Raw genomic sequence first — 20,434 nt, forward strand, 5'->3', positions numbered from 1 at the left:
CGTCGTCCCTGCACTCTCAATGTCGTCCCTGCGTTCGCAGGACAAATTACGGCTGCACGGCCTGGGTGCCGTCGTAGCCATTGGCCCGGTACACCACGGCAGAAATAATCCAGCTCGCGATAAAAATGCCGACAACGGCGAAGCCGAAATTCGCAAGGTTGTCGTTGAGGCCGGCAATCAAGCCCCAGAACCCGCCTGCGAGCCCAAGCTTGCCGGCGATCAGGCCGAGAACTTCCACGCCGCCAATGAACAGAGCTACCGCAACCGACGCGGCTGTGATCGTGAGGTTGTACCAGAGCTTTCGGACCGGATTCACGAAGGCCCAGCCGTAAGCCCCGGTCATCAACGCGCTGTCGGTGGTGTCCATCAGCGACATGCCGGCGGTGAACAGGGCAGGGAAGACCAGGATGCTCCAGAATGAAATGCCCTGCGCGGCCTGGGTGGCCGAGATGCCGAGCAAGCCGATCTCTGTCGCGGTATCGAAGCCGAGGCCGAAAAGAAAACCGATCGGGTACATGTGCCAGGATCGCGATACCGCGCGAAACACGGAACGGAAGATTTGCGCCAGCAGGCCTCGCCCGGCCAAAAGTACATCGAGGTCTTCATCGACGATCCGCTCGCCGCGGCGGGCGCGAACGAAAACCGACCATATGCTTCTCAGGATGAAGAGATTGGCGATGCCGATGACCAGCAAAAACACCGCGGATGAAGCCGTTCCGATCGCGCCGCCGACCACATGAAATGCTTCAAGCCTGCTCTGCATGGCCACCGTCGCAACGGCGATGGCAATGGAGGCGAGAACGACGATGGTGGAATGTCCGAGCGAAAAGAAGAAGCCTGCCGAGTAGGGTGACTTTCCGTCCTGAATGAGCTTGCGAACGACGTTGTCGATGGCCGCGATATGGTCGGCATCGAAGGCGTGCCGAAGCCCGAACATGTAGGCCAGCAGGGCCGTCCCGAGTAACGCCGGCGCGTCCGCAAAAGCAATCAATGCCCAAACCCAGGCCGCGATGTTCGCCGCCACCAGCAAGCCATAGGTTATCGCAACCTTGGTCGCGATACGGGATGGCCGATCGTCGAATGGATTTGGCAGCACGCGTATAGCCTTTTCAATCCCGTTGGCAGCGCCGGCGTTTCTTTCCATCGGCCGGGATTGTTACTACGCTGCCGTAACGCACAGGGATGACCATCAATCCCGTCCACAAGATGTGATTTTAGGCCTGCCCGATGAAAAAATATATCGCTTTTGCCCTCCTTGTCCTGGTGGCATCCCCGGCGCTGGCCGAGACGCCCGACGAATGGATTACGCTCGGCGCCCGGGTCCATGGCGCTTTCGGCGCCTTCATCCCGCTCGGCATCAAGATCGGGCTGGACGCCACCGCACGGCTGAAGTCGCAGCCGCGCGAGCTTGCGGTCACCTATTACGACAGCGACAAGTCACCCTGTGCGTGCTTCGCCGATGGCATTGCGATTGCCACCTATGCGTCTGTCGGCCAGCGCAGTCTGACCATCGCGCCGGAGAAAGCCCCGGACGGCGCTTTGGCGGTCATCGTCATTCGTCCACGCACGGGCGGGCGGGCCGGGTTTCAAATACACGATCCCGACGGCCGATTTGGCCAGGCTCGGGCCCATGAACAAGGATCTCGACCCGCGTGGACGCTGGGATGCCGTCATGAAGGAGGACGGGCTGTTCACCGTCGAGCCGGCGCCATAAGGAGTCTAGACATCGAGGCCCAGCACCCTGGCCGCGTTGCCGCCGGCGATCTGGGCCAGCGTCGCTTCGTCCATCCCCTGCACGCCCGCGATATGCCCGATCGGATTATATTCGGCCATGTCGAACGGGTAGTCGGTGCCCATCACGATACGGTCGGGGCCGAACACGTCGATCAGATAAGCGAGCTGGTGATAGGTGAATACCACCGTGTCGAGATAGACCTGCCGCAGGTAGGTCGTCGGCGGCAGCGGCAGCTCGCCGTGGGAATCGCGCCGCGCGCCCCAGGCGTGATCTATCCGCCCGGAATAGCCGGGCAGATAGCCGCCGCCGTGCACCGCCATCAATTTCAAATCGGGAAAGCGCGCCAGCGTTCCCGAAAAGATCAGGTTGTGCAACGCCAGCGTCGTCTCCAGCGGATTGCCAAGCACGTTGTTGAAATAGAAGTGGGTCAGGCGCTCGCCATGGGTGAAGCCGTTCGGATGCATCATGATGAAGGCGCCGAGTTGCTCGGCCCGGGCAAAGAACGGCCTGAATTTCGGATCGGACAATTCCTGGCCGGCGACGTTAGTCAGGATCTCGACACCCTTCAGTTTCAGGGTGTTCATGACATAGTCGAGTTCGCGGACGGCGAGCTCCGGCTCCTGCAGGGTAACGACGCCGAGCCCGACGAAACGGTCGGGCTTGCGCGAACAAAACTCCACCACGCCGTCATTGGCGAGGCGATGGGCGGTCTCCGCGATCCCGGGGTCGATCGAGTAGTAACACTGGCCCGGCGCGGGAGCGACGACCTGAATGTCGATGCCCATGCTGTCGAGGTGGGTCAAGCGCTTGTCGATCGTGGTCATGACCTCGGCGACGTCCTTCTCCTGTTGCGCATTGATCTCCTTGCTGGCGGCATCGGCAAAATGCGCCAGCGGAATCCGCCTGATGTCGATATGCGGCTGCGCCAGCTTGGCCGCCTGCGGGACGACGATGTGGGCGTGAATGTCGATCGTGGGCGATGACGGGCGGCGGGCGAGGCCGTCGGCGTCATGGATGCGGGCGGCGGTGCGGCCATAGCGGTTCTTGGCGTCGATCATGGAATTACCCTGCTGTTGAGGTGGCTATTCGGGACATGCGTTTCGGTGGTTCAGGATTTGGGCCGCTGACCCCAGCGGGTTGAAACCGCGGTTGCATCGGCATCGCCGAGGCCGGCCGCTTCGGCTTCCTCATAGCAGGCCAGCGCGCTCGCGGTGACCGGAAGCTCGGCGTCGATCGAAGCCGCGAATTGAACCGCGCATGCGAGATCCTTTTTCGCGGCATTGAGGCCGAATGCGGTTTCCCCCAACGGTGCGCCGCCCAGCACCCTGGCGATTACCGGGCCGCGTCCTTTCATGGCGGTCGGTGCGCCCGACGTGTCGGTCAGGATATCGATCAACCGCTCGGCTGGAAGATTGAGCGGCTTGCAGATGGTCAAGGCCTCGCCAAGCGCCTGCCAGTAGACCAGCAGCGGCAGGTTGACCGCGAGTTTCATCGTCGAGCCCGAGCCGAGGTCGCCGACATGTTCGATGCGGCGGCATAGCTGCTGCAGGATCGGCATCGCCCTCGCCACATCGGCCTCGCTACCGCCGACCAGGCCAAGCAGCTTGCCTTCCTTCGCCGGAGCGACGCTTCCGCCCACCGGGCATTCGACGAAGGCTGCGCCTTCCCGCAGCGCGGCGGTACCCGCCGATTTCATGGTGTCCGGGCGCACCGTGCTCATGTCGATCACGAGCTTGCCGGCGAGTTTCGCTTTGAGGATGCCGTTCGGTGCGCGGTAGACCGCCTCGGTTGCGGCATCGTTGAGCAGCATCACGACGGTGACTTCGCAACCCTCCACAAGCTCGGCGGGGGACGCGAACAGCTTTGCGCCGGCGTCGACAAGGGGTTTGGTTTTTGCCGGATTGCGATTCCAGACGCCGACGTCATGGCCGACCGACATCAACCGCTGTGCAATCGCTGATCCCATTCGTCCGGTTCCGCATACGCCGATCTTCATGTGACAACCTCAATTCAAGGGGTGGATGGATAGATGTTTAGTGGGCATGGAAGACGCCGAGATTCTGCTCGACCAATTGCTCGTTGTTCAAGACCTCAGCGGCGCTGCCGGCGAACACGCAGCGGCCGGTATTGAGAATGACCGCCTGATCGGCGACATCAAGCGCCAACTGGATGTTTTGTTCGACCAGAACGATGGATTGTCCTTCTTGCTTCAAGCGCCTGATGGCGCGGCCGACCTCGGCCACGATCAGGGGTGCAAGTCCTTCGGACGGTTCGTCAAGCAGCAGCACCCGCGGGTTGCCCATCAGGGCGCGGCCGATGGCGAGCATCTGCTGTTCGCCGCCGGACAGCGTCCCCGCAAATTGTGCATGGCGTTCGCGCAAGGGCGGAAACATTTCGTAGATCCGGTTTACCGTCCATGGGTTGGCGGCCGTGCTTTCGCGCTGACGCGCCACGGTAAGGTTTTCCCGCACTGTGAGCGAAGGAAAGATCCGGCGTCCCTGCGGCACCAAACCAATTCCGAGGCGCGAGATGCGTTCGGGGCTGAGCCCTCCGATCGGCTCGCCGAACAGCCTGATGTCGCCATCCCTGGGTTTTAGAAAGCCGATGATGGTCGAGATGCAGGTGGTCTTGCCGGCGCCGTTGCGCCCCAACAGCGCCAGCACCGCGCCCGGCTGCAATGAAAAGCTGACGCCGTGCAGGATATGGCTGTCGCCATAGAATGCGTGCACGTTGGCCAGGCTGAGTGCGTCAGACGCCAAGATACACCTCGCGCGTTCGCTCGTCCGCGATCACCGCATCGCGGTCGCCATCGACGATGACGCGGCCGTAGTTGAGCAGCGTCACGGTCTCCGCAAGATCGAGCGCGGTATCCATGTCATGTTCGATCATGATCACGGTGGTCTGCCGCGGAATCGAGGCGATCAGCGACTTCACCTGGGATCGTTCGGTGTTGGAAAGGCCCGCCAGCGGTTCGTCCAGCAGCAGCACGCGCGGTTTTTGCGCAAGTGCCATCGCGAGTTCGACCCGGCGCTTTTCGCCATAGGCAATATCGGAAACCGGGTGCGCAGCCAGATGCAACAGCCCGACCGCATCGAGCACCCGGCGCGCCTCGTTGGCCAGATCGCCGTAGAACGACAACGGCCGCCACATCTGCCAGCGCGACGGCCGCAAGCCGAGCAGTCCGAGCGTGACGTTGTGTTCGAGCGTATCGCCCGTAAACAGCGTAATGATCTGGTAGGTTCGCGACAGTCCCAGATGGGCGCGCCGGTAGGGCGCCAATCGGGTGATGTCGGCGCCGGACAGCTTGATCTGCCCCGAATTCGGCCGCATGTCGCCGCTGATCTGGTTGAACAAAGTGGTCTTGCCGGCACCGTTCGGGCCGATGATCAGGCGGCGCTCGCCGGGCCGGATCGCCAGCGATATGTCCTGGGTGACGACCAGGCCGCCGAAGGCCTTCTTCAGGTTGACGACTTCGAGAGCATATTCGGATGTCGGGGCGATCATCGCGATCCTCCGCGCAATCTCGCCACGAGCTTGCCGATGCCGGGGACGATTCCGGTCGGCATCACCAGCACGATGAACAGGAAGACCAGGCCGAGCAGAATGTTCCATCGATCGGTATAGGCCGAAGCGTAGTTCTTCAGCAGCAGCACCAGTGCCGCCCCAGCAACCGGACCGCCCAGCGTGCCCGACCCTCCGGCAATGACGCCGAGCAACGCCTCGGCCGAACTCGCGGTGGAAAGCGAGGCCGGGTGGATATACTTGTGGTAATAGACGTAGAGCAATCCAGCTACGCCGCCCCAGAAGCCGGCATAGATGAAGGCGATCCAGCGGATCATCCAGGGATTGAAGCCCAATGCCGCCATCCGGCGCGGCTGGTCGCGCACTCCCTTCAACGACGATCCGAACGACGACGACACGAAGATCGCCATCATCAGGTAGGCGAACGCCGTCACGATCAGCGCGAACCAGTAGAACGCCGCCGGGCTGTCGAGTGGAATGCCGAACGGCATCGGCCGGGTAAGACCGGGGATGCCATTGTCGCCGTTGGTCACATCCGACATCCGGTAGGCGAGCCCCCACAACACCTGCGACAACGCCAGCGTGATCATGAGAAAGCCGAGGCCGGTGGCGCGAAGCGCGATGACGCCGAACAACGCCGCCATCACCGTGGTGCCCAGAATCGAGACGATCGCGGCCGGTCCATGCCCCCATCCATACCGGCTGGTCAGCAATGCGGAGATATAGGCGGCGACGCCGAGAAACGACGCGTGGCCGAGCGACGTCATCCCGCCATAGCCGACCAAAAGATTGAGGCTGAGCGCGAAGATCACCGCGATCAGGATCTGGCTGGAGAGATTGAGATAGAATTCGCCGGCGAAGGACGGCAGCAGCACAAGCAACGCGGCAAGCAGGGTTGCGGCAATCCACTTCATGCGCCGACGCGCCCGAACAGGCCCTGCGGCCGAAATGCCAGCACAACGATCATCGGCAGGAACAGGATGATGTAGGCGAGCTCCGGAAACAGCGCGGTGCCGAACGTATAGATAAGCCCGATGACGAAGCTGCCGATGAAGGCACCGAGCAGGCTGCCGATGCCTCCGAGGATAACGACGATCAGCGCCAGCGGCAGCATGTCGGCATCAAGCCCGGGATAGGCCGACAGGATCGGTCCGCCCAGCACGCCGCCGGCGCCCGCGATGCCGGCGCCGAGACAGAACACCACCGTGAACAAGTTCGAGACCGGGATTCCCACCGCGCGCGCCATCTGTCGGTCGTCGACGCCGGCGCGGATCATGGCGCCGAGACGGGTCCGCTCCAGCAGGAAATACAGCGCGAGCGCCGAAGCAACGGCGCATCCCACCAGCACCAGCCGATAGGTCGGAAACACGAAGCCGAATACTCTGGTCGGCGCCTGCAGGTTTTGCGGCGTCGGCACCGGAATCGAATCGCCGCCCCACAACACCAGGCAGGCATCGGAAATGATGAAGGCCATGCCGAGCGTGACGAGAACCTGGCCCAGCGGATTGCTTCGCAGCCGGGTCAGCACCAGCCGCTCGAACAGGCCGCCGATCGCAGCCACGGCAAATCCGGCGCCGAGCGCCGTCACCCAGAGGTTCAAGCCGTCATAGGTGCGCAGCGCGATCGCGCCGAAATACGTCCCCAGCATGAAGAAGGCGCCGTGCGTCAGGTTGGCGAGCCGCATCAGGCCGAAGATCAGCGAGAATCCCGACGACAGCAGGAACAGCAGGCCTCCAAAGGACAGGCTGTTGAGACCCTGGATGATCCAGAACTGCATCGTCTGCCGATCTTGTTCGAAAGGTTGTGCGTGTTGTCGACCGGCAGGGTGAAGGGAATTACGGCTCCAGGTTTTTCGCCGGCGGATAGTCGCGCGAATAGACCGGATTCTTCAGGAATTCGGCCTTGTCATAGGTCCAGAACTGGCTGACATCCGGATAGGTCTTGATGACGGTATTGACCAGCCGTCCATCTCTTCTTGTCACTTTCCGGATGTAGACGTTGCCGACCGCATTGCCGAATTCGTCGAACTTGACGATGCCGCGCACGGTATCGGCGTTGCTGCCGCGGATCGCCGCCATCAGCGCTTTCTTGTCTTCGACTTTGCCGTTGATGGCCTTCAACGCCCCTTCCAGAACCTGGCAGGAGACCCAGACGCCGCCGGCGTAATAGCCGGGATCGTATTTGGTCTGGGCGCGGAACGCGGTGGTGAACGCCTTGTTGAGCGGGTTATCTAGTTCCGCCGAATACCAGCTCGTGGTCAGGATCCCCAGCGCTTCATCGCCCATGTTGCGAAGCACGGATTCGTCGAGCGCCGTCATGCCGCCGATCACGGCCATTTTTTCCTTGAGGCCGTATTCGATGAACTGACGAAGGAAGCGGAAACCGTTCGAGCCGGCGGTACCGAGGAAGATGGCATCCGCGCTCTTCACCTGGGCGACGTAGCTGCCGTAATCGGGCGTCGCCAGCGGCGTGAAGATTTTCTGGATGATCTTGCCGCCATTGTCCTCGAACGCGCGCTGGAAGCCGGCGCACATTTCATGTCCGTAGGCAAAGTCGTCGGCGATGGTGACTATTTTCTTGAAGTTCAATTCCTTGGCGGAATAATCCGCAAGCGGGTAGGCGCATTGCGCCGAGGTCGCGGTGGCGCGGACAAACCAGGGGCTCGGATGCCGCTGCGTCATGTCTTCCGCCGCCGCGACACCGATGGTCGGCATTTCCTTTTCGGTGAGATAGTCGGCGATCGCCAGCGCCTCGAAGGCGGCGAGCGGGCCGATGATGCAGTGGACGTTATCCCGCTCGATCAGTTCCTGCGCCTTGGTGCGCGCGGTGGCCGGGGTGCCGGCGGTGTCGGCGACGAACAACTCGACCTTGCGGCCCGCGAGCATGCTGTCGTGCTGCTTTAGGTACATCACCAGGGCGATTTCCATGTCGATGCCGCCGAGCGCCAGCGGGCCGGTCTTGGCCGCCAGCATACCGATGCGGATCGGTCCGCCGTTCTGGGCAAAGACCGGACGGGGTGCCGCCATGCTGGCGATACCCGCACCGGCAACGCTGCCGACAAATTGCCGTCGCGATATCGTCATTCGTTCCTCTGGGGAAACTGCAAGTGAAGCCGGCGCTTGTTTGTTTTTTATTGGGTGGTTTATCCGATGGATGCCATAAATGATCAAGTGATAACCACGTCAGGGGCGTGGCGTGCCGGAAAATTCGACAGCGCCGATGACGCAGTGCGGTATCGATTTAGTACACCAGCGCGCCGCGGCTATTCCCGCCCGGGAACGCCGGGTTTGGGGGCGGTGACGATGGTTTTCTTCAGCACCTCGAATACCGCCGCCGTGTCCTGATCGCCCAGTCCCATCGCCATCGCGTCGCTGTAGACCGGCTGGGTCAGCGTGAACAGCGGCGTGGCGCAGCCGACATCGTCGGCGAACTCGGCGATGATCGCCATGTCCTTTTTCCAGGTCGAGACTTTCATGGTCGCCGGTTCATAGACGCGCTCGACCATCATCGGCGCCCGCATCTGAAACATCCGCGAGCCGCCGGCGCCGGGGCCGACCATGTCGACCACCATCTTCGGATCGAGCCCGGCGCGCTCCGCCAGCACCATCGCCTCGGCGGCGGCGACGTTGTGGATCGCCACCAGATGATTGGCGACGAACTTCATCCGGCTGCCGTTGCCGAACGCGCCGAGGTCGGCGCTCTGTTTGGCGAAATCGCCGAACAGGTCCAAGCATTGCGCAATGGCCGCACTGTCGCCGCTGGCATAGACGATGAGGTCGCGCATTTTCGCCTGCGCGCCGGTGCCGCTCAGCGGACAATCGAGCGCGATGTGGCCTGCTTCCTTCAGGGTGGCCTCGAAGCGCAGCTTGTCGGCGATGGTCAGCGTCGAGAGTTCGACCACGATCCGCGGCGGCTGGCCGGACGTGGCGATGGCCTGCGCGACCGCTTCGACCGCCGCAGGCGTAGGCAGGCTGGTCATGATGATGGCTGCCTCGCGCGCGACCTCGGTGACATCGGCGGCGATGGTGACGCCGGCCTGCGCCAGTTCGGCCCGCTTCGCCGCGTCGATATCGTAGCCGATCACTCGCCAACCGCGCTCGATGAGGTTACGGGTGATCGCGCTTCCCATGATGCCGAGCCCGACGATCCCAACGGTCTTGTCCATGAAAATCTCCTGCCGGTTGAATTCGCCTTGCCCAGGGATGGGACCGCGCCTTGAATAGTTAGTGATCAAGCGATAAACAATTCACAAGACCACTTCAATCGGTCTGGTCGCGAGGAACGGCACATGGCAGATGCTGGCCGGAAGCCAAACGCAAGTCTGTCCTTGGGGCCGGATGCGGATGATCGCGCCTATGCGGCGATGGTGGCCGGCGCCAGGGCGCTCATTCCACGCCTGCGAGAGCGCGCTTCCAAGACCGAAGAGCTGCGGCGGCTGCCCGATGAAACCGAGCGCGACCTGCACGACGCCGGCCTGTTCGGGGTGGTGCAGCCCAGGCGCGTCGGCGGCTCCGAATTCGATTACGTCGCGCTGGTCGATTGCGCCAGTGCGCTGGGGCAGGGCGACGCATCGGTGGCGTGGAATTTCGCCAATCTCGCCAGCCATCACTGGATGCTCGGCATGTTCGATCCGCGCGCCCAGGACGCGGTCTGGAACAAGGACGCCAACGCGCTGATCGCATCCTCCTTCATCTTTCCGGCCGGGCGCGCCCGGAAAGTCGAAGGCGGATATACCCTGCGGGGCAGTTGGCCGTTCTCGTCGGGCGTCGATTCCAGCGAATGGAACATGTTGGCCAGCGTGGTTTTCTCCGACGACGAAGCCGACGGCATCGAATACCGCATCTTCCTGCTTCCGAGGCGCGACTACGAGATCTTGGATACCTGGAACGCCTCCGGATTGCGCGGTACCGGATCGAACGACGTCGAAGTCAGTGACGCCTTTGTCGCCGAAGCGATGACGGTCGCGGTCAACGATCTCGCTGGCGGCCCGACGCCGGGCAGCGCCGTCAATCCGAACGCGCTGTACGCGCTGCCGGTGTTCTCGCTGTTTCCCTATGTGCTGTCGGGCGTGGCGCTCGGCAACGCGCAGGCGTGCCTCGACGATTATGTCGATGTCGCGCGGCGTCGCGCATCGACCTACAATCGCGCCAAGCTCAGCGATCTCCAGAGCACCCAGATCAAGATCGCGGAGGCCTCCGCCAAGATCGATGCGGCCCGCCTGATCATGCGCTCGACATGCATCAACGCGATGGCCGATGCCAGGCGCGGCGATGTGCCCGATATCGCCGCCAAGACCAGGTTGCGCCGCGACGGCGCCTATTCGGTCAATCTCTGCACCGAAGCCGTGTCGCTGTTGTTCGCGGCGAGCGGTGCGCGGGGCCTGTCCACATCGGGCGCGCTGCAGCGGCAGTTCCGCGACGCCCACGCCATCAACGCGCACCTTGCGTTCAATTTCGATGCGGCAGGCACCAATTACGGCCGGGTCGCGCTCGGCCTGCCATCCGAAAACCTGACGCTCTGAGACGATGACCGACGTATCAAAGCATCCAACCGAGCAGGATCCGGCCAGCGAACTGGCCAGCGATACTTCGTCGATCGATCCGCGGGATTTCCGCAACGCGCTCGGCACTTACGCGACCGGCGTCACCATCATCACGGCTGCCGCGGCCGGCGGAAAGCCTTATGGCTTGACCTGTAACTCGTTCGCGTCGGTATCACTGAACCCGCCGCTGGTGCTGTGGAGCCTGGGGACGTTCTCGCAAGGCTTGAGTATTTTCCAGAACGCCAGCCATTTCACGGTCAATGTGCTTGGCGCGTCGCAGCAGGCGCTCGCACAAAAATTTGCAAAATCCTCAGGCGATAAATTTGCCGGGGTCGAATGGACGCCGGGCCTCGGCAACGCGCCCATCCTCGCCAACAGCATTGCCAGTTTCCAGTGCCGCGCGGCCAACCGCTACTATGGCGGCGACCACGTCATTTTCCTCGGCGCCGTCGAGGCCTACACCTACAACCGGCAGGAGCCGCTTTTGTTTGCGCGCGGCGGCTTCGGCCGGTTTCTCAAGCCTGACGACACTTCGGGGACCGGCGGCTCGTCATGAAGCGGAAAGCCCTGCCCAAGCGCATCCACGCCAAGCAGAAGCGGCTTTCCCCCGACGACCGCCGCAAGGAGTTCGTTGCCAAAGCAACCGAATTCTTCGCGGACGAAGGCTTTGGCGGCGGCACCCGCGACCTGGCGCGCCGGCTCGGCGTCACCCAGCCGCTATTGTATCGCTACTTTCCGAGCAAGGGCGATCTGATCAAGGAAGTCTATCGCACGGTCTATCTCGAGCCGCTCGATACCGGCTGGGAAAAGCTGTTGTGCGACCGTTCGCGCCCCATCCGCGACCGGCTGCAGGAATTCTATCGAGCCTATACCGCCGTGATCTTCACCCGCAAATGGCTTCGCATCTATCTCTACTCGGGCCTGAAGGGGCTCGACATCAACCGGTGGTACGTCGGCGTGGTCAGGGACAAGATTCTGACGCGCATCATCCGGGAATGCCGCCATGAGGCGGGACTTCCGGCACACACCCGGCCGACCGCGTCCGAGCTTGAAATGGCCTGGGTGTTCCACAGCGGAATCTTTTATTACGGGGTTCGCAAGTACATCTACGAATCTCCGGTGCTCGAAGACAAACAGCAGATGATCAGCGACGCGCTGGATGTTTTTCTGGCCGGGTTCGAGCGGGTGTTCGGCAGCACGGTGGACACCGGGCGTGCTCCGGTGCCGGCGGCGGGTCGGGCCGCGCTGAGTTTGTAGCGCATCGAAGCACCGATTTGGGAGTTTGAATCATTCCTGCGCGTCGTCGCGTCACTCAGGGAGCCCCGCCAGCCGCAGTCCCTCCAGCACTCGTTGCATCTTGCTGTTGAAGGCGGCGGTTCCGATCGATGGCCTGAAGGTTTCCAGAGTCGTGTTCGGCCATAGCTTGCGGTAGTGGACGAGTGCCTCGTGCGCCTCCTGCTCCCGGCCGACCAGCGCATAGGCCGAGGCCAGATAAGCCACCGGGTTTGCCGCGTTCGGCGCCTCAAGCGCGGCGCGTGCCAGCCACTCGATCGCTTTCTGATCCTGTCCCTGCATGAGATAGACCACACCGATTCCCTGCTGCCAGCTCCAGCGCAATTGCGAATTCGGCTCTAGTCGATCAGCCTCGAGGAATTCGGCGAGAGCCTCGTTGGGCTGCCCCATCATCAGTCGGTCATATCCGACTTCCTTGTGGAGAAACGCGTATTTTGGGAAGCTCTGGGCAAGTTCGCTGCATGCCTTGATGGCAGCTTCATACTGCCGCATCGCACGCAGGATGTGACACTGGGCGCCGCGCACTTTCATGCTACCCGGTGCAATGGAGAGGGCATCTTGCAGCGTGAGATCGGCCGCGTGAAGGTCGGCGACCTCATTTTCCGACCAATGGTTCAACACACCGGTCACGATTGCAAAAGTCAGGTCCGCCAGAGCTTCAGCGTTATGACGATCGAGGTCGACCGCCCATTGGCGGAGCGCACGGGCGGCTTCATAGTTTTCCCGGGAGTTCATGTGAATCTCTTCGGAGACGTGGATCAGCTTTGCGGCTGTCTCGATACTCATTCTGCGTCCGGATTCGGCGGATCGCGCCAAGTAACCCCATGTCAGGGTCCCGAGAGATAAAACGCAAATGGCCGCAATGGCCGCTACGGTCGCTCGTGGAGCAAGAACATGACGCGAACCGGACGGTGTAGGCTCGACCGGCGATAGCGCTTCCGAATAACCCTCGATCATTGCCGTTCCCGGCAGCGCCAACGCAGGCAGGTCTTCAGCGGTTCGGTGTGCGTCGATGATTTCCACGGCGCGACGTTCCAATGGGCTTACGGACGTCGCCTCGGTGAGCTTTTGCTCTTCCCGCACGTCGCCGACAAAACGCACACCCTTGCGCGGCAGGGTTTTAATCAGGCGCTGCTCGGTTCCGTTGTCACTGATGGCGCTGCGCACGGCGTTGATCCGCGTGCTGAGCGCGGATTCGGAAACGATGCGGCCGCCCCAGATCGACTCGATCATTTCGTCCCGGCTAACGACGCGCTCGCGGTGACGAATCAGGTGCACCAAAAGGTCGAAGACCTGGGGCTCCATGGCCACGGCGGATGCCCCCGAGCGTAACTCCCGCCGGCCCGGATCGAGAACAAAATCGTCAAAAATATAAAGCAAATTCAAAGCCCTCGTGACCCTGACGGTCCGTCCATCATGTCTTTCGGCACAGCTTCGTCAAACTAAAACAAAGAACTCCGTAAGCAAAAAATAAGGTGTCCTGAAGGCATCGAACAACGGCCTCGGGCATGCTCGGCGAACACGAACGGGAGTTCGCCATGGCCGCTATCGCACAGGCATTGTCACGGGCGTTACAATCAGTCGATGAAATCGAAACTCTGAAGCAAATTGCGCTGTTTTGCGGGGCTGGCCTCCTGGTCACTCTGCTGTGCCTGACCTATGGGTTGGACCTCAGCCCGGGCTTCTTCTGAGGCGGCCGGCGGTTGCGCGTGCCGGAAATATTGTTGCATTGTCGCGGGGTCGCAAGCGATTCGGGGGGGATATCATGCGTCGTTCACTGGTTTTGACTGCCGTTTGCGCCATTGCCGGGTCAATCCAGGTTGCGGCGGCTGCCGATATGCCGACCAAGGCGCCGGTATATGCGCCGGTTCTCTATAGCTGGACGGGCTTTTATGTCGGCGGACAGGCAGGCGGAGGCTGGTTCACCAACCATGTGACCAATGGCCTGAACCCCACCGATGGAACGGTCAATTTCCCACCGGGGTTTGTGCACAATGCCGTCCATGGCAGCGGCTGGCTGGGGGGCGGCTATGCCGGTTATAATTATCAGGTCAACCAGTTGGTCGTTGGCATTGATGGCGACTATTCGTGGGCTCACCTGACCGGATCTACTTCGGACATCGGCCCGACGGGATTCACCGACATTTCGCACGAAACGGTCAAATGGATTGCCACGGTGACCGGCCGTCTCGGCTACGCCGCGAACAACTGGATGTTTTTCGGCAAGGCCGGTTGGGCGTGGGCGGGCTTTAACGGAGTTTCATCGACCTTCAATCTCGCAGGTGCCAATACCAACAATGACACCAACGCCCAGACCCGAGACGGATGGACCGTCGGCACCGGCGTGGAATGGGGCTTCGCCGAGCACTGGTCGGCCAAGCTGGAATACGACTACGTGAAGTTCATGACAGCCAACTACGTCAATACCGCCGTGAGCGTATCCGGTGCTGTCACGTTTCCGGGTCGGAGCGCCACGTCGAACCTCAGCATCGTCGAGCTGGGTGTTGCGTATCGGTTTTAGCCAGGCGGCTCAATTGACTTGAACATCCGCGACGCCATCACCCGGCAAAGAAATCGACGACACCTGTCTCCAGACTGTACATCGCGCCGGCGATTTTGATGGCGCCATTGGACTCCATTGCGGCCAGCACAGGACTGTCCTTGCGAATGTCAGCCATTGTAATTTCCACGTTCTTCCGGGCGACGGCGTCAACAAATGCGTAATTCTTCGACGTCCTCTCGCCAGTGTACGGTGTCGCCGCTACCGCGGGCTTGATTTTCGCCAACAAGCCCGTGAGGTTGCCGAGCTCGGCGTTGTCAATTGCGCCCTTAATCGCGCCGCACGCGGTATGGCCCATGACCAGAACCACCTTGGCTCCCGACAATTTACAGGCGAATTCCATACTGCCAAGGATGTCGGGATTTTCGACATTGCCAGCCACTCGGCTGTTGAAGATGTCGCCAATGCGCAAGTCCAGGATCGTCTCCGCCGAAGCTCGCGAATCGATGCAGGTAAGCAGCACCGCAGCCGGATACTGACCTTTGGCGCTGGCGCGTTGCTGAGCCAGAACGTCGCGGTCTTCGCGCTTGCCGGAGTAGAAGCGCTTATTGCCCTTTTTCATCAATGCTAAAATCTCGTCCGGACTCAACTTGTCGCGCTGGGCCCTGGTCAGTGCGGCTGCATGGGCGATGCCGCTGAACGCGCCGGCACCGACCAACGCCGTCGCAGCGATTGCGGCGGATGCTTTCAGGAAGCCCCGGCGATGGAGAGCGTCGAAGGGCAGGCACTCCGTGCACATGCAATACTTCCTCTCCCCAGATGTGTTCTCGCCTACAACGATAGCACGCGACGGCATGTCGCGGAAGCCATAAGCCCGCGGTGCGTCCAACGTTGGCAACCTTTAAAGGCAACCTCGGGGTCTGCTTCTGGCATGTCGCGCCATTTCGCTGCGCGGTGCGGTCGCTATCGGGGCTTGGCGGACATCGGGCAAGCGGAAGAGACACGGACCGCGCATTCCTGCAACATTCGAGCTCACACGGCCTGACGCGCTTTGGCAAGCTGACGATACAGGCTGGCATACTGGCTGGCCCGATGATGCCACGACACATCCACAGCCATACCGTTCTGCTGTATTTGATGCCAAACGGCTCTGTTTCGGAACAGGGCATGCGCGCGGCGAAGCGCATCGGTGAGGGTTTGGGTCGTGACGGGTTCGAATTCTATGCCGGTCGCCGTGTTACCGAAGATATTTGGTTCATCCGCATCAACCACCGTGTCAGCCAGTCCACCAACGCGCGATACGATCGGAACCGCGCCATATCTCAACGCACAAAGTTGGGTAAGGCCGCACGGTTCAAACCGCGATGGCACCACAAGCGCATCCGCGCCTGCCTGGATCAGATGTGCAAGACTCTCGTCATAGCCGATCCACACGCCGATCTGTGCCGGATCGGCTTCTGCAGCCGCCCGGTAGCGATTTTGCAGCTCCGGATCTCCACTTCCCAGTACCGCTATTTGTATGTGCTCGCTCAATACCGCGGGCAGGCTCTCCAGCAGGAGGTCGAGTCCCTTTTGCCAGGACATTCGGCTGATAACGCCGAGCAGGAAAGCTTCCGGGTCGGCGCGAAGACCCAATCGTTCTTGCAGTGCGACTTTGTTGATCGCCCGATTCTCCAATCTGTCTGCGTCAAAGGATGACGCGATGTGGGGATCTGTGGCGGGATTCCAGACCGAGGTATCGATGCCGTTGAGGATTCCGCTTAAGATGTCCGCTCGGCCGCGCAGCAGGCCGTCGAGGCCCATGCCATGCTGGGGCCGCTGGATTTCCAGCGCATAGGTCGGTGACACCGTCGTGATCCGGTCCGCAAACCGGAGCCCGGCCTTTAAAAATCCGATAGACCCGTAATATTCGACCCCATCGACGGTGAAAGAGTCTGGCGGCAATCCGATTTCGTTCAACAGCTCGCGGGGAAACTGCCCTTGATAGGCTAGGTTATGAACGGTCATCACCGTACCCGGCCGCGGCCGGTCGCTGTAATGCAAATAGGCATGGGTCAGCCCCGCCTGCCAGTCGTGCGCGTGCACGATGTCAGGTGCAAACGCCGGAATGGATCCTTGACCGATATCGGCGGCTATCCGCCCCAGGGCGGCGAAACGGATCGCGTTGTCCGGCCAGTCAGCGCCATCAGGCGACGAATAGGGATTTCCCGGACGTGCAAAAAGATGCGCGGCGTCCAGCACGAACAGCTCGATGCCCGCGCAGGATCCGCTCAAGACGCGAGCCGGCCCGCCATGGAAATTCGACAGATCAAGAACTTCTTCAGCCGTTTCCAACGCGCTTGTGACAGCGGGATATCCGGGTATGAGGGTGCGCGTCTCAATTTCTTGCGCCTTTAGAGCGATGGGAAGAGCGCCGACCACATCGGCGAGGCCGCCTGTCTTGACGATCGGGTAGAGTTCCGAAGCCACCGAAAGAACGCGAATCGAACTCATACCGCGAGGCCGTCGATCATCGCCTGCGTGATCAGACAGATGCCTCGTTCCGTGATGCGAAATCTTTTCGCGTCGTGACCGGGATCTTCTCCCACCACCAAGCCTTCCGGAATCCGCACGCCGCGGTCGATGACGACGTTCGCCAGTCGAACATTCCGGCCGACGTCGACATAGGGCAGGATCACGGCGTTTTCGACCCTGGAATAGGAATGCAGGTGCACGCCGGTGAAAAGCAGGGAACGACGTAACGCTGCGCCGGATATGATGCATCCTCCCGACACCAGCGATGCGACCGCCTCGCCGCGGCGGCCCTCTTCATCGTGGACGAATTTCGCCGGGGGTGTGATTTCGGCGTGAGTCCAGATCGGCCATGAGCGATCGTGAAGATCGAGTTCGGGCAGAATATCGGTGAGGTCGATGTTGGAAGCCCAATAGGCGTCTACCGTTCCGACGTCCCGCCAGTAGCTGCGCGGGTCGTCGCCGGACCGGACGCAGGAACGGCTGAACTGATGCGCCACGGCCCGGCCGTGCTTGACGATATGAGGGATGATGTCCTTGCCGAAATCATGGCTCGAATGCGGATCGTTGGCGTCTCGCTGCAGCTCGTCGAAAAGAAATTTAGTGTCGAATACATAGATCCCCATGCTGGCCAGCGAGTAGTCGGGTTTGCCCGGCATGGCGGGAGGATCCGCCGGCTTTTCCAGGAAACTCTGGATCACATCCTTGTCGTCGACGTGCATGATGCCAAAGCCGCTCGATTCCGATCGCGGCATTTCGAGACAGCCGACGGTGACGTCCGCACCCTGGTCGACGTGCTGCTGCAGCATGAATTCATAGTCCATCTTGTAGACATGGTCGCCTGCCAGAACCACGATGAACCTCGCCCCATAGCCCTCGATGATATCGATATTCTGGTAGACGGCGTCCGCCGTGCCCAGGTACCAGGTGGTTTCGGAGACCCGCTGGCTGGCGGGCAGAATGTCAAAACTCTCGTTGCGTTCGGGCCGAAAGAAGTTCCAGCCCATCTGCAGGTGCCGAATGAGGCTATGGGCCTTGTATTGCGTGGCGACCGCGATCCGGCGGATGCCGGAGTTCATGGCGTTCGACAGCGCGAAATCGATAATGCGCGACTTGCCGCCAAAATAAACCGCCGGTTTGGCGCGCCGATCGGTTAGTTCCATCAGCCGGCTACCGCGCCCGCCGGCAAGGACAAAGGCGATGGCGTGACGCGCGAGAGGTTCGTTTCCGTCAACCCGCATGATGTTTCTCCTGCTCTCAGCACGGGAATGTTTATCAATTTCACTGGTCGCAGTTTACCGCGGGTCATCCACCGCTATTTGAACAGTACCGGTCGCATTCTACCGGCTCGCCCATGGCGGCGATACCCGTAGGGCAACAACGAAGCAGCAAATACGGGTTGCCGCAGCGCATCAATTCATCCCCATCATGTAATTGAAAAATGCCTTTGCGCGTTGAAGCGGAGAGCGTCATAGTTACGCAAAACCAGCTCGCTTCAAAGGCGGCAGACTTTGCAAGGAGGCAGCGCCATGGACGATGTAGAAGAGCGCGTTATCGGCAAAGTGATGCGGCGACTGATTCCATTTCTGATCCTTTGCTATTTCGTTGCCTACCTCGACCGCGTCAATGTGAGCTTCGCCAAGCTGCACATGAACCAGGCGCTCGGTTTCAGCGAGGCCGCCTTCGGACTGGGCGCCGGACTGTTTTTCATTGCGTATTTCCTGTTTGAGGTCCCCTCCAACCTCTTCCTGGAGCGCGTCGGGGCGCGGATATGGATTGCCCGCATCATGATCACCTGGGGGATCGTCTCGGCGGCGTTCGCCTTTATCCCGTCGATTTCCAACGCGACGGGAGCCTCGCATGAAACGGTTTTCTACACCCTGCGTTTGCTGCTCGGCGGATGCGAGGCGGGCTTCTTCCCCGGCATCATCTTTTATCTGACCTTGTGGTTCCCGGCGGTCTACCGCGCGCGCGTCATCAGCTTCTTCATGCTGGCAATTCCGATTTCGTCCATTGTCGGATCCCGATCTCCGGTCTGTTGCTCAACCTGACCGGCTGGGGACTGGACGGCTGGCAATGGCTGTTCATTCTTGAAGCGTTGCCGTCGATCCTGGTCGGGCTCGCAGTATTGTTCTATCTGACCGACTTTCCGAGCCAGGCTCGCTGGCTGCAACCCGAAGAGGTTGCATGGCTGGAGAATGTTCAAGCGACCGAGAAAAAGAACAAGGAGAAGGTCGAACACCTCTCCCTGTTTCAGGCACTTACCGACGTACGCATCCTGCTGTGCGCTCTGGTGTACTTCTGCCTGAATGCGGCGAGCTATGGCGTTGCATTCTTTCTGCCGACCATCATCAAGAACTTTGGCGTGAGCGATAGCCAGACCGGCCTGTTGGCTGCATTGCCTTTCGTTTTTGGCGCGGTCGGTATGGTGTTGCTGGGCCGGCACTCCGATCGCACCATGGAGCGAAAGGGCCACGTCGCCGTGGCGCTGCTGATGGCCGCGTTCGGGATCGGACTCTCCGGGCTTGTTTCCAATCCCATCGTCGTTATGGCGTTGCTCTGCTTCGCGCAGATCGGCGTGTCCGCGGTGCCACCGATGTTCTGGCCGCTGCCGGCAAGCTTTCTGACCGGCGCGTCGGCCGCCGCCGGAATCGCGGCAATCAACTCGCTGGGCAATCTGTCCGGCTTCGCTGGTCCATATGCCATGGGTTATCTGAAGGACCTCACCGGAGACTTCACGGCGGGACTGCTCCTGCTCGCCGGATGCTCGTTGGTAGGCGCGATTGTTGCCATCAGCTTGCGCATTGACGTGAGGCGCGAGCAGGTTTCGGAACAGGTCGCGCTGGCGCATTGATCCGAATGCGTCCAGATGCGTCCAGGTGAATCGAGATTGCGATGAACCCGCGCATCGGTTGCGCCGCTCCCTCGACTTCGGATCGTGGCCAACGCCATAAGCGTCACTTCCGTGAAAATGAAACCGCTAGCTGGCTCTGACGAATTTAAAATTCTATGTACCGCACATGGCAGGATGACCTATCCCCACAACAAATGCTCGAAGGGAGGCGATCAACGTCGATAACAAAGTTTGTTTAACAAGGAGGCGCAAGTGAGCTCTGATCTTAGATCGCGATGTTGCGGGGCGCTTTGGTGAAATGTCAGTGACTGAGGAACATCGTAAAAACAGCCGTGGCATATATTACGCCCTTGCACTTGCATTTGTTATTTGCCTCCCGGGCTCACTGCTGGCGATCTTTAGCCATTTCCAGCCAACGGTGCTCCCTCGCGCTTTCGTCGAGGCCGTGTTTCCGTTGGCGATTCTGCCGGCCGAAAA

20 protein-coding genes and 1 pseudogene are annotated in these 20,434 nt (G+C 61.2%); 8 read left to right on the top strand and 13 right to left on the bottom strand.

Annotated elements, in window-relative coordinates; genetic code table 11:
* Positions 1-46: 46 nt before the first annotated feature.
* Positions 47-1,096 (bottom strand): HoxN/HupN/NixA family nickel/cobalt transporter, encoded by a 1,050-nt coding sequence (locus tag E7813_RS18900; RefSeq protein ID WP_291576446.1) that lies wholly within the window; start codon positions 1,094-1,096, stop codon positions 47-49.
* 131 nt (positions 1,097-1,227) lie between these two features.
* On the opposite strand from E7813_RS18900, the pseudogene E7813_RS26195 reads away from it, so the two are divergent.
* Positions 1,228-1,560, top strand: a pseudogene (locus E7813_RS26195) (FmdE family protein); the annotation flags it as partial.
* Between the two features lie 159 nt (positions 1,561-1,719).
* On the opposite strand, the gene E7813_RS18905 reads toward E7813_RS26195, so the two are convergent.
* The 8 genes from E7813_RS18905 to E7813_RS18940 form a co-directional block, all read right to left on the bottom strand.
* Complete coding sequence (locus E7813_RS18905) at positions 1,720-2,793, bottom strand: amidohydrolase family protein (RefSeq protein WP_291576447.1); 1,074 nt, start codon at positions 2,791-2,793, stop codon at positions 1,720-1,722.
* Between the two features lie 50 nt (positions 2,794-2,843).
* Positions 2,844-3,731 carry an NAD(P)-dependent oxidoreductase gene (locus tag E7813_RS18910; RefSeq protein WP_291576449.1) on the bottom strand — a complete coding sequence of 296 codons (888 nt, stop codon included), beginning with the start codon at positions 3,729-3,731 and terminating at the stop codon, positions 2,844-2,846.
* 37 nt (positions 3,732-3,768) lie between these two features.
* A complete protein-coding gene (locus E7813_RS18915; protein ID WP_291576452.1) occupies positions 3,769-4,494 on the bottom strand; it encodes an ABC transporter ATP-binding protein in 726 nt (241 codons plus the stop codon).
* Complete coding sequence (locus E7813_RS18920; protein ID WP_291576454.1) at positions 4,484-5,239, bottom strand: ABC transporter ATP-binding protein; 756 nt, start codon at positions 5,237-5,239, stop codon at positions 4,484-4,486. The genes E7813_RS18915 and E7813_RS18920 overlap by 11 nt, the downstream gene beginning before the upstream one ends.
* Positions 5,236-6,171, bottom strand: coding sequence for a branched-chain amino acid ABC transporter permease (locus E7813_RS18925; RefSeq protein ID WP_291576456.1), 936 nt, complete (start codon positions 6,169-6,171; stop codon positions 5,236-5,238). Before E7813_RS18925 ends, E7813_RS18920 begins: the two co-directional genes overlap by 4 nt.
* A complete protein-coding gene (locus E7813_RS18930) occupies positions 6,168-7,034 on the bottom strand; it encodes a branched-chain amino acid ABC transporter permease (RefSeq protein ID WP_291576458.1) in 867 nt (288 codons plus the stop codon). The genes E7813_RS18925 and E7813_RS18930 overlap by 4 nt, the downstream gene beginning before the upstream one ends.
* Positions 7,035-7,092: 58 nt before the next feature.
* Positions 7,093-8,340, bottom strand: coding sequence for an ABC transporter substrate-binding protein (locus E7813_RS18935; protein ID WP_291576459.1), 1,248 nt, complete (start codon positions 8,338-8,340; stop codon positions 7,093-7,095).
* A 179-nt stretch (positions 8,341-8,519) separates the two neighbouring features.
* Complete coding sequence (locus E7813_RS18940; protein ID WP_291576461.1) at positions 8,520-9,422, bottom strand: NAD(P)-dependent oxidoreductase; 903 nt, start codon at positions 9,420-9,422, stop codon at positions 8,520-8,522.
* Between the two features lie 123 nt (positions 9,423-9,545).
* On the opposite strand from E7813_RS18940, the gene E7813_RS18945 reads away from it, so the two are divergent.
* From E7813_RS18945 to E7813_RS18955, 3 genes are read left to right on the top strand one after another with little or no spacing between them, the layout of a single operon-like run.
* On the top strand, positions 9,546-10,778 hold the full coding sequence (locus E7813_RS18945) for an acyl-CoA dehydrogenase family protein (RefSeq protein WP_291576463.1): 1,233 nt from the start codon (positions 9,546-9,548) through the stop codon (positions 10,776-10,778).
* Between the two features lie 4 nt (positions 10,779-10,782).
* Positions 10,783-11,355, top strand: a complete 573-nt coding sequence (locus E7813_RS18950; RefSeq protein WP_291576465.1) for a flavin reductase family protein — start codon at positions 10,783-10,785, stop codon at positions 11,353-11,355.
* Entirely contained in the window at positions 11,352-12,056 is a 705-nt protein-coding gene (locus tag E7813_RS18955; protein WP_291576467.1) for a TetR/AcrR family transcriptional regulator, read from the top strand. Before E7813_RS18950 ends, E7813_RS18955 begins: the two co-directional genes overlap by 4 nt.
* 51 nt (positions 12,057-12,107) lie before the next feature.
* Here E7813_RS18955 and E7813_RS18960 read toward each other — a convergent pair whose 3' ends face one another.
* Positions 12,108-13,478, bottom strand: a complete 1,371-nt coding sequence (locus E7813_RS18960; protein ID WP_291576469.1) for a winged helix-turn-helix domain-containing protein — start codon at positions 13,476-13,478, stop codon at positions 12,108-12,110.
* A gap of 152 nt (positions 13,479-13,630) precedes the next feature.
* On the opposite strand from E7813_RS18960, the gene E7813_RS18965 reads away from it, so the two are divergent.
* A complete protein-coding gene (locus tag E7813_RS18965; protein ID WP_291576471.1) occupies positions 13,631-13,783 on the top strand; it encodes a hypothetical protein in 153 nt (50 codons plus the stop codon).
* Between the two features lie 74 nt (positions 13,784-13,857).
* Positions 13,858-14,613 (top strand): outer membrane beta-barrel protein, encoded by a 756-nt coding sequence (locus E7813_RS18970; protein ID WP_291576472.1) that lies wholly within the window; start codon positions 13,858-13,860, stop codon positions 14,611-14,613.
* Between the two features lie 37 nt (positions 14,614-14,650).
* Here E7813_RS18970 and E7813_RS18975 read toward each other — a convergent pair whose 3' ends face one another.
* From E7813_RS18975 to glgC, 3 genes are all read right to left on the bottom strand, one after another.
* Positions 14,651-15,391, bottom strand: coding sequence for a carbonic anhydrase family protein (locus tag E7813_RS18975; protein WP_291576474.1), 741 nt, complete (start codon positions 15,389-15,391; stop codon positions 14,651-14,653).
* 233 nt (positions 15,392-15,624) lie between these two features.
* Complete coding sequence (gene glgA / locus E7813_RS18980) at positions 15,625-17,085, bottom strand: glycogen synthase GlgA (RefSeq protein WP_291576475.1); 1,461 nt, start codon at positions 17,083-17,085, stop codon at positions 15,625-15,627.
* Positions 17,082-18,344, bottom strand: coding sequence for a glucose-1-phosphate adenylyltransferase (gene glgC / locus E7813_RS18985; RefSeq protein ID WP_291576478.1), 1,263 nt, complete (start codon positions 18,342-18,344; stop codon positions 17,082-17,084). The genes glgA and glgC overlap by 4 nt, the downstream gene beginning before the upstream one ends.
* A 288-nt stretch (positions 18,345-18,632) precedes the next feature.
* On the opposite strand from glgC, the gene E7813_RS26200 reads away from it, so the two are divergent.
* On the top strand, positions 18,633-19,154 hold the full coding sequence (locus E7813_RS26200; RefSeq protein ID WP_363331189.1) for an MFS transporter: 522 nt from the start codon (positions 18,633-18,635) through the stop codon (positions 19,152-19,154).
* Entirely contained in the window at positions 19,142-19,957 is an 816-nt protein-coding gene (locus E7813_RS26205; RefSeq protein WP_363331190.1) for an MFS transporter, read from the top strand. The genes E7813_RS26200 and E7813_RS26205 overlap by 13 nt, the downstream gene beginning before the upstream one ends.
* The last annotated feature ends 477 nt before the right edge of the window (positions 19,958-20,434 follow it).

It is taken from the genome of Bradyrhizobium sp., from assembly GCF_004799405.1.
In the GTDB taxonomy this organism is placed as follows: domain Bacteria; phylum Pseudomonadota; class Alphaproteobacteria; order Rhizobiales; family Xanthobacteraceae; genus Bradyrhizobium.